This is a genomic window from Myroides sp. C4067, assembly GCF_038039665.1.
GTDB lineage: Bacteria > Bacteroidota > Bacteroidia > Flavobacteriales > Flavobacteriaceae > Flavobacterium > Flavobacterium odoratimimum.
On the sequence record NZ_JBBPHJ010000001.1, the window covers coordinates 81,316 to 94,701 of the forward strand.

A 13,386-nucleotide genomic window follows, 5' to 3' on the forward strand; every position below is an offset into this window, starting at 1 on the left:
ACCATGAAGTCTATCAGCTTAGTCTTTCTACTACTACTTATATTTCCTATTGCTTGGGGACAACCAATAACAGTAATAGAACGAGTAATAGAGAAACAACATATACCGAAAGCGCATATTATATCTATCAATCCTAATCCTTCTACAGATCAAACTGAAGGAGATACAGAGGTCTTTATAAGACACTATGATTTTACATACAATACGCAGGGTGTCTTAATTTCGACTAGTAGTTACGCTATAGAAAATAATATGCCTAGTTATCCCTTTACTACATACATAGAGATGAAGGATAAGCATACTATTAAAAATATTGATTTAGGATCTGATACGAGCTCTTACAAACTAGAGTACACAGATAAACTACTAAGCTCGTTTATATTTACTAACAGTAATTTTAGAGAAACGAGAACTAGTACATATAACTATAACACGAACTTATTACCACGTCAGATTACGATTAGCACTACACCAGAACAGACGAATGCTATTGAAATAAGTTTGGAGTATAACGATAAGTTAAACTTGAACAGAGAAATATATAATGGTCAATACACTGACTATACTTATGACAATAAAAAATATCCTTTCAGCTATCTGCCATACGGATATACTATATCTAGTTTCTTAGGGAGTGAATCCTTAATATTTACAAATTATATTCAACAAAACAATGTAATTAGAATTGAAAATGTTAAATTTATAACTTCTATAGACTACACATATAACAAGAAAGGATTCCCTATTACTGCTAGAATCACAAGTATAGATAAGGAGGATAAGAACAACAAAAGGCTTTTATATGAGTATGAATTCATCTATAAAGAATTACATATACCAATAATGAAGTAATATATTATAAAAATACTATGAAAAGAAGTTTGTTATTCACTCCACTGTTACTATTCGTAATTAGTTGGAATAGTTATAGTACATCCAGTCCTATACCTTCTGATCAGATAAAGAAACTGACTGTAGTAAGCCAAGTTGTTGAGAAGAACTATGTTCCTGTTGATAACGCTACCCTTATCGATAATGTAAATGTAGTAGACGCAAGTACACCTAATACTGAAGTATCTATTACTAAATATGACTTTAATTATAATGATTTAGGTCAAATGACTTCTGTGGAATCCTATTTAGTAGAGAATGGAGCACCTAGTAGTTCCTTCACTGCTACCATGGAGTTAGATGAGAATAACCTACTACGCAAAGTCATCTATGGAGAGAATAAAATGAGCTTAGACCTAGTATACGACAATAAAATACTTCAATATACAGAGTTTAAGGATTTATACTATGACGAGTCTAGAGTAAGTAAGATCGTGTATAATAGACTAGATCTACCTGGCTCTATAGAGATATCTTCTAAGCCTCAGTACTCTGATCCTGAAGTAACTGACTTTATCTATAATCCTAGTAACAATCTAAAGTTAGTCAACCTAGATAGCAATAAGACAATCTATACTTATGACCAAAAGAATTACCCATTTGCTTACTTGCCTTATGCGTATAATGTGTCAAACTATCTTAGTGCTAATGAGCTGATGTACACTAACTATAATCAACAAAACAATATCGTTAAAATAGAAAGTAGCGACCTCCTAACTACGATAGAGTACACTTATAATGCTCAAGATCTACCTCTGACTGCTAAGGTAAAAACAGTAGTCAAGTCTATGCCTAATGAGCAACCAAGTATTTATGAATATGAGTTTACTTATAGAGTAATAGAGCTGATGTTATAACAAAGAAGGTTAGCCAATGGCTAACCTTCTTTGTTATTATAAATCTAACTGATAGATATAATCATCCATTACATATCCGCCCCCGATATCAAAAGTCTTAGACTCTATACACTTCATATTATTGCGGATATAAAAGTCTATAGCTCGTTGGTTATTTTTATTCACAGTAAGATATACCGCAGTAGCGCCTTCGCGTCTAGCATAGTCTACTACATGCTCAAACATAAAATGCCCTAAGCCCTTTACTTGTTTATACACATTAGTATATAATTTAGAAAGAAACACACGGTTGTCCTCCATAAGCTTATAGTTTGTGTAGCCTAATAACTCGTCCCCTTGCATTAACAGTTCCCATTGGTACCCTTCTTTTAGTTCACCTAAGATACGCTCATCACTATACATCATTGGTAGCATATAGTCTATCTGTTCTTGTCCGATAATATGAAGATACGTATCCTCCCATATCTTCTCTGCTAAAGGAAGAATTAAGTGTATATTACTTTTATCTACAGATATAAAAGTGGTTGTTTCTACTAAGTTATTCATTGTTATGATTCTTTATAAGATGACGAAAATACGATAAAACTATAAATACAAGTATAAAAAAACGAGAGTAGTTAGACTACTCTCGTTCTCCTTCTTTATATCCTAATCAGATATTATCCTTTATAGTTAGTCAAGAAGTCAACTAGAGTACGTACTCCACTTCCTGTACCACCATTACCTTTATAATCTCTAGGAGCATCCATCCAAGCTGGACCTGCGATATCCATGTGTACATAAGGTGCTTTAGCAAAATGCTCTAAGAACTTACCTGCTGTGATAGTACCTGCAAAACGTCCACCGATATTCTTCATATCTGCTACGTTAGATTTCAACAAGTCTTTATAGTCGTCCCAGAAAGGTAACTTAGCTAAACGCTCGTGTACGTTGTATCCTGAAGCGATAATAGCATCGATAGTCTGCTCATCATTCCCCATAATACAAGATGCCATATCTCCAGCTACTACTAAAGCTGCACCTGTAAGTGTAGCTGCATCAATAATAACCTCAGGATCATACTGAGTAGCATAAGCAATAGCATCTGCTAAGATCATACGTCCTTCTGCATCTGTGTTTAATACCTCGATAGTCGTACCGTCAAACATAGTGATTACATCACCAGGAGCATAAGCATTTCCTCCAGGACGGTTATCTGTAGCAGGAACTAATCCGATAACGTGAACATTCACATCGTTTAAAGCTGCTGCATAGATAGTACCTGCCATACATGCTGCACCTCCCATATCACTCTTCATAGAGTCCATAGAACCTGCAGTTGGTTTTAAGCTCAAACCTCCTGTATCGTATACCACACCTTTACCAACTAAAACGATAGGTTTTTTGTTGATAGGATTAGCTGGCTTGTACTCCATAATTGTAAAAGTAGGTTGATCAATAGATCCTTTATTAACAGCTAATAAACCACCCATCTTCAAGTCTTCAATCTCTTTGCGTCCTAATACTTTCACTGAGAAGTTAGCCTCTTTACCTAAAGCTTCTATTTCAGTTGCTAATTGAGTAGCATTTAAGAAGCTTACAGGTTCGTTTACCATTGTACGAGCCCAATACACCGCTTTTACTGTATTGTTTAAGTCACTGATTTGTTTAGCTGTAAAATCTCCTTTTACCTCAACATTACTCAAAGCGAACTTCATTTCTTCTGCTTCTTTGAAGTACTTTAAGAATTGGTAGTTTGACAACATAAACCCTTCTACTAAAGCTAACGTAGAAGCTCCATTACCTACGATAGTAAGGTTGTCAGCTTTTTTATCTAATTGTTTGCGAACGCTATTACCTGCTAAACGCATTTTTTCTAAGTTCTCATTCTCTTTTACGAAAAAGAAATACTGACTTCCCACTTTAGCAAAGTCTTCTTCTTTTTTCCCTTCTTCGAATGCTTTTACAAAATCATTTAAGAATGCAGGAACCTCAACAATTCCTTTGTTCTCACTACTTAAAACGAAAACAACGTTCCCGTTTTCTTTCATGTTATTTACTAGTTGTATCATCTTTGTCTTTTTATATTACTGCAAATATAACATTTTTAGACGCAACTAAAAAAGAGCTTTTCTTAAAACTCTGCTATAATCCTTGAAGTATCCAAAAAAGACACATTTTACGTTTTTAGACAAGTATTTATCGAATAACAATAAATTTTATTTGTTTTATAAAAAATTAAATATACTTTTGAATTACAATTAACCAACTAAATTACTAACGATGATAAAATTACTAATCCATTGGGCTATGCTTTTAATAGCATTATGTGAACGATTAATAAACGTATTATTTTAAACCTAGATTATGAAGCTGAAATTACTTACAGTTATATTTATTGTATTATATATAGCCAATCTTTGTGTACACTTTAGAGATTTTCAACAAGGGTATAATAATGCTCCAGAATGTCATGATGATAAAGTGTATACTACTTTGATCGTTAAACAGACTCCTAGTGATACCTCTGACCTTCATTTATCTCTAACAGATAAAAAAACTACTGGTATACAAATACGTGAAATAAAAGAGACTATTGAAATAGAAGTTCCTAAACAATATTCGAACGGGATTAGTAATTTCTTCATAGGTTTGTTAGGTATCCTTACTATACTCCTTTTCCCAGTTATCATTATTGTATTTATAAAATTCTTTAAAAACTTATATAATGGTAATATAGCATCTAATAGTCAAATAAGACGACTACAAATTCTAGCTTATTTTCAATTACTTCTACCTGTATTAGGGAATATATTTATTTATTATTCAAACAAAGAACAACAAGAAGTAGCTAATATCTATAACCTCGACCTAGTTAAGTATGACTATGATTTTTCGTTATTTATTATTCCTTTAATTCTGTTATTGATTGTTGAAGTATTAAAGCAACATTTAACTTTAAAAGAAAATGCTGAACTAACCATATAACTTGATCTTATGAAACTAAAATTTCTAACTATATTATTAATCATTGCCTATTTATTTTCCTTTAACAACCACTTTAGGGATATGAAAAGAGGTTTTAATGAAGGTTCTGACAGCGCAAGAAGCATTTCGACAAATCCTTACTATATAACAATCAAAAACGGTACAGAATACAATGCAAAATTAACTACTAATCATAACTCACCTAAGATAGCAGTAACTGATTCAACAAGTAGAATTCGTGTAGATGATGTTCCTTTTAGTTATTCATTTCTTAGAACTGTTATGATAATGAGTTCATTTATTTTTATCGGCTTTATAGTCTATGCCTTATACAATAGCTTTACTATTCTAAAGTTTTTGTACAAAGGAGAAACTGTTAGTCGTATTCAAATTAAACGTATAAAAGTACTAGCTTCTATACTTTTAGGTCTTGCTATTTATGAGAATATACTCGAATATCTATCTACTTACGAAGCATCAAGAATAGCATCTCTATATAACCTAGAAGCTGTAAAAGGTGATTTTAATTTCACGATGTTCTTTATTCCTTTAATTTTGCTGATGATTGTAGAAGTATTGAAACAACATTTGCGTCTAAAAGAAGATGCAGAACTAACCATATAACCCCACGATATGCCAATAATAGTAAACCTTGATGTCATGATGGCTAAGCGAAAGATATCGCTTAATGAGTTGGCTGAGCGTGTAGGTATCACCGTGAGTAATCTATCCATACTCAAGACCAATAAGGCAAAAGCCATACGCTTCAGTACATTGGAGGCAATCTGTAAAGAATTAGATTGTCAACCAGCTGATATACTAGAATATGTAAATGAAGACTAAGCTAAATGCTTGGTCTTTTTATTCTAACATACTTGCATTCCCTTGAATAACAACAATTAACCACCATACAATAGGCACACTCTCTACCCAGAATAGCGTAAAGAACTTAGTTCGTTTCGGTGAAGCATATACAATAAAAAACAGCGTTAATAATACAATCAACATATTATTCCATGCCTGTATAGGCTGATAACCTACCTTAAAGAATTCGATAACATAAAAAGGAATTAGCAGTAATCCTAATAGCCATTTGGTATTAGCTATTCCTAGCATCTGAGGTAAGGTCTTCAAATACTTATCGTCATACTGTAAATCAACGACTTCAAATATTCCAATTAGAATAAACACTAAGATAAAACGCTGTATAAACTTAACTACAATATCCCAACTGACTGGTATATCAGCATTCATCACTGGCACTATAAGCGTTACAGTAGCCCAACACAGACATACGATATACACTTTAAGTCCTGCTAGATTGCGCAGATTACTTCGGTTACTACTGATAGGAATAGCGTATAGTACTGATAACACCAATAAACTCAAAGTAACGAATTGTGCTTTCCAATTCAGCATAAAGAAGGCAACAGTACCTATCAGCAACGCAATAATACTTATCCCTATAATGACTTTCAGACGTAGTGTAAATGGGTTCTTATGTCTATAGATTACTTCTGCATACTTAATGAAATTATAAGAAAACAGCGTTCCTGTAAAAGCTAAAGTAGACACGACTGCATCAAATGGAAGGTGACAGAAATAAAATGTCATCTGCACTAAAGCAAAGACTGCTAACGAAACGTGAACACTTCCGTTTAAATAAAGAGCAACTATTCTGTTTTTTAACAAATCCATATTAATTATCAATCTAACTAGTGTAATGCTTATTTACTTTTCAAAATTAATCGATATAAACATACAATTGTCAGATTAATGGTTATTTTTGTGTGATTAAACACAACTTTTATTTATTGTCCAAATGAAAACAAACGCATTTGCATTAAGACACATTGGTCCTCGTCCTGAGGATATGGCAGAAATGCTTAAAACAGTGAAAGCTGATAGCATCGAACAATTAATCAACGAAACTTTCCCAGACGCAATCCGTCTTAAAGAAGACTTAAACCTTGCTCCTGCAATGACTGAGTATGAGTACTTATCTCACATTCAAGCATTAGGAAACAAAAATAAAATATTCCGTTCTTTCATCGGTTTAGGATATAATGAGGCAGTAGTTCCTGCAGCTATTATCCGTAACGTATTTGAAAACCCTGGATGGTATACTGCTTATACTCCTTATCAAGCTGAAGTAGCTCAAGGTCGTTTAGAAGCTTTATTAAACTTCCAAACTACTGTTATCGAGTTATCAGGTATGGAGATTGCTAATGCTTCATTATTAGATGAGGCTACAGCAGCAGCAGAAGCAATGATCTTATTATTCGACGTAAGAACAAGAGATCAAAAGAAAAACAACATAGTGAAGTTCTTCGTTTCTGAAGAGATATTACCACAGACTTTATCAGTATTACAGACTCGTGCTACTCCATTTGGTGTAGAGTTAGTACTAGGTAACCACGAAGAGTTTAACTTCTCAGAAGAGTACTTCGGAGCGATCTTACAATACCCTGGTAAACACGGTATCGTAGCTGACTACGCTGACTTTATCAACCAAGCAAAAGCAAAAGACATTAAAGTAGCTGTAGCTGCTGATATCATGTCATTAGTATTATTAACTCCTCCAGGAGAAATGGGAGCTGACGTAGTAGTAGGTACTACTCAACGCTTTGGTATTCCATTAGGATTCGGAGGTCCTCACGCTGCTTTCTTCGCTACTAAAGAAGAGTATAAACGTAGTATGCCAGGTCGTATCATCGGAGTATCTAAAGATGCTGATGGTAACTTCGCTCTACGTATGGCTTTACAAACTCGTGAGCAACATATCAAACGTGAAAAAGCTACATCTAATATCTGTACAGCTCAAGTATTATTAGCTGTTATGGCTAGTTTCTACGCTGTTTACCACGGACCTAAAGGGTTGACTAATATCGCTTCTTTAATCCATGCTAAAGCAGTAACTGTAGCTACTGAATTAGGTAAATTAGGTATCGAGCAAGTGAACGCTAACTTCTTCGACACTATCTTAGTGAAAGCTGATGCTGCTAAAGTGAAACCTATCGCTGAAGCAAACTCTATCAACTTCAACTATATCGATGCAAACACTATCTCTATCTCATTAAACGAGACTGTAGAGTTAGCTGATATTAACGCTATCGTTAATGTATTTGCTCAAGCTACTGGTAAGACAGCTACAGAAGTAACTACATTAAGCACTGAAGTTAAATACCAAGATAAACTAAAACGTACTTCTAAGTTCTTAGAGCACGCTGCATTTAACAGCTACCACTCTGAGACTGAGTTAATGCGTTATATCAAAAAATTAGAACGCAAAGACTTAGCTCTTAACCACTCTATGATCTCTTTAGGTTCTTGTACAATGAAATTGAATGCTGCTGCTGAGATGTTGCCATTGAGTAACGCACAGTGGAACAACGTTCACCCATTCGTACCTGCTGACCAAGCACAAGGATACTTAGAGATGTTACACGGATTAGAAGAGAAGTTAAATGTGATTACTGGTTTTGCTGGTACTACATTACAACCAAACTCTGGAGCTCAAGGAGAGTACGCTGGTCTTATGGCTATCCGTGCATACCACCACTCTAGAGGAGACTTCCAACGTGATATCGCACTTATTCCTGCTTCTGCACACGGTACTAACCCTGCTTCTGCAGCAATGGCTGGTATGACAGTAGTAGTGACTAAAACTACTCCAGAAGGAAATATCGACGTAGCTGACTTAAAAGCTAAAGCGGAACAATATAAAGACAACTTATCTTGTCTTATGGTTACTTACCCTTCTACACACGGTGTATATGAGTCTGCGATCATGGAGATTACTCAAATCATCCACGATAACGGAGGACAAGTTTATATGGATGGTGCTAACATGAATGCTCAGGTAGCAATCACTAACCCTGCTAATATCGGGGCGGATGTATGTCACCTTAACTTACACAAAACTTTCGCTATTCCTCACGGAGGTGGAGGACCTGGTGTAGGACCTATCTGTGTGGCTGAGCACTTAGTACCATTCTTACCTACTAACCCTATCGTTAAAGTAGGTGGTGAGAAAGGAATCACTGCTATCTCTGCTGCTCCTTATGGATCTGCATTAGTATGTCTAATCTCTTACGGATACATCACTATGTTAGGTACTGAAGGTCTTAAGAAAGTAACTCAACAAGCAATCTTAAATGCTAACTACATGAAGACTCGTCTTGAAGAGCACTACGCTATCCTTTATACAGGAGAGAAAGGACGTGCTGCACACGAGATGATCGTTGATGTACGTGAGTTCAAAGAAAAAGGTATTGAAGTAACAGATATCGCTAAACGTCTTATCGACTACGGTTTCCACGCTCCTACAGTATCTTTCCCTGTTGCTGGTACACTAATGATCGAACCAACAGAAAGTGAGAGCAAAGAAGAGCTTGACAAATTCTGTGATGCGATGGCTTCTATCCGTCAAGAAATTGAGAATGCAACTATCGAGAACCCTGTGAACGAGCTTAAGAATGCTCCTCACACATTAGCATTATTAACTGCTGATAACTGGGATCTTCCATACTCAAGACAGAAAGCAGCTTACCCACTTCCTTATGTAGCTGAAAACAAATTATGGCCTACTGTACGTCGTATTGACGATGCTTACGGTGACAGAAACTTAATTTGTTCTTGTGCTCCTATCGAAGTTTATATGGAGAACTAATCTTAACTGATTTATCTATACAGAAAACGCCATCATTACGATGGCGTTTTTTTATGCTCTACTATGTTCTTTTTGACCAAAGCTACTAGGTAGCACCTCTATAGTTATCAACAATATTGTTAATAACTACAATTCATCTTATTCACATTATAAATAGTGATAACCTCTACACTTAACAACTAACAAACACCACTAATACAATCACTTACAAAAAAAATAGTAATTATTAAGAATAATATATCTCTAGAGTTATCAACATTTTTACTCCGTAAACAATTCTTATTAACAGGGTTATCAACATAGTTATAAACGCTGTTGTTAACTATAAACTATCGTATTCGAAGTAACCTCCTTGTTCTTTAATATGAGTGATCATCTCTTTATATATACTATTATGACTAAGCACCTCGGCATTACCGATGATAATCATTTGCTCTTTTGCACGAGTCAGAGCCACATTTAACTTACGGTCTACTGACTGATCCTCATTAAGACTCACTACCCCATCTAGCTGAAGTACTTCATTTATAGTAAACGAATAAATAATAATATCTCTCTGCCCTCCCTGAAAGCGCTCTACTGTATCGACTACTATATCCTCTGCATTTAGAATATCACTACCTTCTAGTTTATTTTTAATCAGGGCTATCTGATTCTTAAACGGAGCTATAATTCCTACTCGCTTAGTCAAATCTGCACTACGACCATTTAGTTGATAAAGTTGTTCTATCTTTTGTAATAATTGAACTACGAAGTCAGCTTCTTTCTCACTTGTTTTCTTTTGTTGTCCTGCGTGGTGTTCTTCCACATGGACAAAGAGGACTCTCTTCTGTGCCAATATTGTACTTAATACATCATTATCTACAGGCTTTAAGTTTAACGGAGCTACTTGTCTCTGTAGGCTACTTTTAGCTACTGTAGTTAAATTCTCTAATGTATATGCCTCTTTTAGTTTGCCTTCATAGAATGCTATATTAGGAAATGCCGCTATCTCTCTATGCATACGCCCTTGATATGTCAATGTATCATGTGCATAATTAAGCTTATTCAGTTCACAGAAGTTATATAATCGTTCGAATAATGAATTGCGTCTATCCGCTAACCCGATCTGTTCTAGTAGAGGATTATTAGTCTTAGACAACGTATCACTCTGTACCACTATCGCCGGAAGCTGTTTGTGATCACCGATCATAATGAACCTTTTACACTTCGGCAATAACCCTATAATCTGAGGTTCTAATATCTGAGAAGCTTCATCTATGATAACCGTATCAAATTTCTTTAGTTTGAACACGTCATTCTTACTAGACATAGTAGCCACTGTAGACAGAAACACTCTATTATTACGAATAATATTAGACAAAACATTTCTAGTAAATCTCCTACCCGATTTCTCTAACGCATCACTCTCACGTTTAATAATCGTGCTGACTAGATGATCAGCATATTTCTGACTACTAGATAACGGGCTACCTATACGCACAAACTTATCTATAGCAGATACATGCTCTAGCGCATCCGTCACCGCACCACATAGCTCATCCACAGCCTTATTAGTATAGGCTAGAAGCAGTATATTCTGATTGGTATTGGTATATAATTCTTCTACAAGCTCCTTAATAATATGAGAAGTCTTACCCGTACCAGGAGGTCCATTTAGTACAAAGTAATCTTCTGAAGATAAGGCATTGTTTAATATTCTATTCTGTTCTACAGAAAGAGTAGGCTTATAGAACCCATAATTTATCCCTTGTCTAGGAGGTAGCACATTGAGGATTACCTCTCTCTTATTCTTCGGTGCGTTCATAAACGCATATAGACTCTTATACATACTCGTAAAAGAAGAATCCATAGAGTCGCGTTCTAGCGCCCATAAGCGATATTGATTAAAGTAATTAATCCCTCTCTGCTTATGACGAAACACTACTGTCACCATTTCTTTAGTGATACTCTGTATCGTACATTTAAATATCTGATGCTTCACTGCTGTGTCAGTATCGTGATCTCGAGGATATAATACACAGACATCTCCCTTTCTAAAGTTGACAAAGTCATCTACTAATGTTCGCCTGAAGATAATTTGCTTCTCTTCTTCAAAGATTTTATTCTCTATAATCTCTAGATCATATAAGATGCTATACTTATCTTTTTTGACCTCAGCACTGTCTATCCATAAACTTGCCAACCCATGACTTCCTTCATAGTCACTCGCTCCTAACTTACTAATGTATTGTTCTCTTGCGATAAAGCTGACAAAAGAATAAAAATAAGTACGCTCTAACGCTGAGCACTTCTCTAGCACAGACGTAAACATATCTATCTGCTTATAGAGCATATCTTTAAACTTGGTATTCAGATTAGGGTTACGCACTATATTCTCCCCTTTTACATAGTGGAGTAGCAGCGCTACTTTATCCAGATCATCTGACTTTAAGATATGTTCGTTTAGCACGATTCTATTTCTCAACTCACATATTGCTTGTACCCTACGAAGGTTGATCTGATCTTTACGAAGATTATTAGTTCTTGGTTTACTATAAAAAATAAAGCCACTTAGATACTTCTCATTACCTATCTCTCGATATGGTATATCATATACCACAGATAGCATAAGGTGATATAAATACAGCTGTACAGTGTGATTAGGTTTCACCCCTACTCCATCATCAGGATAGACCGTCCCGCCAGACTTCAGCTCCACGATAGTTGTCTTTAGATTATCTTTCTTTATACTATGCAGAAGGTCTAAACGCCCCTGCACCCCATAGACATCACACAGAAAGCTTGGTTCTAGGTTAATATCTCCCTCATTCGTAATACCATAATGTACAAACTCTTCAAGATATACTCTCTTAATCGTATTAAAATGAGTTTCACAGTCATATCGATATTGTTTAAACTGTTCTATATCTAATATATCAGGACAAGCCGTATGCTCAAAAGGATAGTTCTCAAAGTGGTGGACAAAGACTGTATTAAAGTCTACTGTCTGCGCGTCTTCTGCACCTACTAACTCATCCATGACAGCATTAGCAAAGTTACCAATGAGTAGATACTTATTATTAGGTATCTCATCGAACTTCGACTTTATAAAGCTCAATGAAGAAGTCCCATAGTCTTGAAAACATTCTGCTATAGCAGACACATCTATTAAGTAATCTGGTTCTAGTATAAATATCTTCGGATGATGTATTTGATGATCATCCACTCCTATATTAATCAAGTGTAGTGTAGCTCCCTTCCATATTTTCTCTATAGAACTAAATGAAGCATTCACTCCTTCTTCATTAATCTGTACACGTATAGGCTGTCCATCTTCTGCATTCTCTACATCACATAAAAGTAAGTTATCCTTAATCCCCAATACATTAACTCTCAACTTATCAATAATCTGCTCAAACTCATTATGCTTCAGGGCTAACCTCTGAATAGGAAATGGGTAATATGACCTATTCGCATCAGGTACAGGCACCTGAAATACGTAAGAGATAAAATCATTTACATCCATCCAGTAGGTCTCTAGATATAGATCTAACTCTGCCGAATCATACTTAGTCAAATCATTACTGATCATTCTAAAACTGTGGATAACACGGCTCGCATTATACTTATTACATATAAAGGATAGACGAGAGAATAGATTAGAAAGACTAATCACCTCATCCTTTACTACATATTTACATATTTTCTCTAGTAGATTTCTAAGTAGTCTGTACTTAGCACGTGTAGTTAGTTCTGTATTATTGATAATATCTACTAATGAGGTAAAGTATAAGGAAGTATATTTATTATCAAGCATGTGCAGTATCCGTTTTAAACATCAAAGATAATCTAGATTTTACAGTTAGTAAAATATCTCACCTATACATAAAAAAAGAATTGTCTTATTAACTAAGACAATTCTTCTCTAAAACATTTAATAACTTGTGAACTATAATTGTAACCTCTCAAGCAAATTTAAATTACAAAAGCTTACAAAACCATTCACTATTCAAAGTA

Annotated in this window: 10 protein-coding genes; 6 read left to right on the forward strand and 4 right to left on the reverse strand. The window is 35.0% G+C overall.

Annotation, left to right across the window (positions count from 1 at the left end; all coding sequences use genetic code 11):
* Positions 1 to 3 precede the first annotated feature (3 nt).
* Both AABL87_RS00445 and AABL87_RS00450 read left to right on the forward strand, forming a co-directional pair.
* Positions 4 to 852, forward strand: coding sequence for a hypothetical protein (locus AABL87_RS00445; RefSeq protein WP_006266937.1), 849 nt, complete (start codon positions 4 to 6; stop codon positions 850 to 852).
* A gap of 17 nt (positions 853 to 869) precedes the next feature.
* Positions 870 to 1,748: a hypothetical protein gene (locus AABL87_RS00450; RefSeq protein ID WP_006264708.1), complete on the forward strand. Its 879-nt coding sequence runs from the start codon at positions 870 to 872 to the stop codon at positions 1,746 to 1,748.
* Positions 1,749 to 1,784: 36 nt separating this feature from the next.
* On the opposite strand, the gene AABL87_RS00455 is transcribed toward AABL87_RS00450, so the two are convergent.
* Positions 1,785 to 2,294 carry a GNAT family N-acetyltransferase gene (locus AABL87_RS00455; protein ID WP_039328517.1) on the reverse strand — a complete coding sequence of 170 codons (510 nt, stop codon included), beginning with the start codon at positions 2,292 to 2,294 and terminating at the stop codon, positions 1,785 to 1,787.
* A 113-nt stretch (positions 2,295 to 2,407) separates the two neighbouring features.
* Positions 2,408 to 3,799, reverse strand: a complete 1,392-nt coding sequence (locus AABL87_RS00460) for a leucyl aminopeptidase family protein (protein WP_041894145.1) — start codon at positions 3,797 to 3,799, stop codon at positions 2,408 to 2,410.
* A gap of 295 nt (positions 3,800 to 4,094) precedes the next feature.
* Here AABL87_RS00460 and AABL87_RS00465 point away from each other — a divergent pair, with 295 nt between their 5' ends.
* The 3 genes from AABL87_RS00465 (at position 4,095) to AABL87_RS00475 (ending at position 5,558) form a co-directional block, all read left to right on the forward strand.
* A complete protein-coding gene (locus AABL87_RS00465; RefSeq protein WP_039328521.1) occupies positions 4,095 to 4,715 on the forward strand; it encodes a DUF2975 domain-containing protein in 621 nt (206 codons plus the stop codon).
* Between the two features lie 81 nt (positions 4,716 to 4,796).
* Positions 4,797 to 5,339 (forward strand): DUF2975 domain-containing protein, encoded by a 543-nt coding sequence (locus AABL87_RS00470; RefSeq protein WP_235280033.1) that lies wholly within the window; start codon positions 4,797 to 4,799, stop codon positions 5,337 to 5,339.
* Between the two features lie 9 nt (positions 5,340 to 5,348).
* Positions 5,349 to 5,558 carry a helix-turn-helix domain-containing protein gene (locus tag AABL87_RS00475; RefSeq protein ID WP_006259555.1) on the forward strand — a complete coding sequence of 70 codons (210 nt, stop codon included), beginning with the start codon at positions 5,349 to 5,351 and terminating at the stop codon, positions 5,556 to 5,558.
* Between the two features lie 18 nt (positions 5,559 to 5,576).
* Here the strand turns inward: AABL87_RS00475 and AABL87_RS00480 are convergent, their stop codons facing one another.
* Complete coding sequence (locus AABL87_RS00480) at positions 5,577 to 6,413, reverse strand: hypothetical protein (RefSeq protein WP_006259556.1); 837 nt, start codon at positions 6,411 to 6,413, stop codon at positions 5,577 to 5,579.
* 124 nt (positions 6,414 to 6,537) lie between these two features.
* Between AABL87_RS00480 and gcvP the strand changes: the two genes are divergently transcribed.
* Entirely contained in the window at positions 6,538 to 9,387 is a 2,850-nt protein-coding gene (gene gcvP / locus AABL87_RS00485; protein WP_341276759.1) for an aminomethyl-transferring glycine dehydrogenase, read from the forward strand.
* A gap of 322 nt (positions 9,388 to 9,709) precedes the next feature.
* Here gcvP and AABL87_RS00490 read toward each other — a convergent pair whose 3' ends face one another.
* The gene (locus AABL87_RS00490; protein ID WP_341276760.1) at positions 9,710 to 13,186 is read right to left on the reverse strand and encodes an AAA domain-containing protein; all 3,477 of its coding nucleotides are present in this window, start codon (positions 13,184 to 13,186) and stop codon (positions 9,710 to 9,712) included.
* Positions 13,187 to 13,386: the final 200 nt, after the last annotated feature.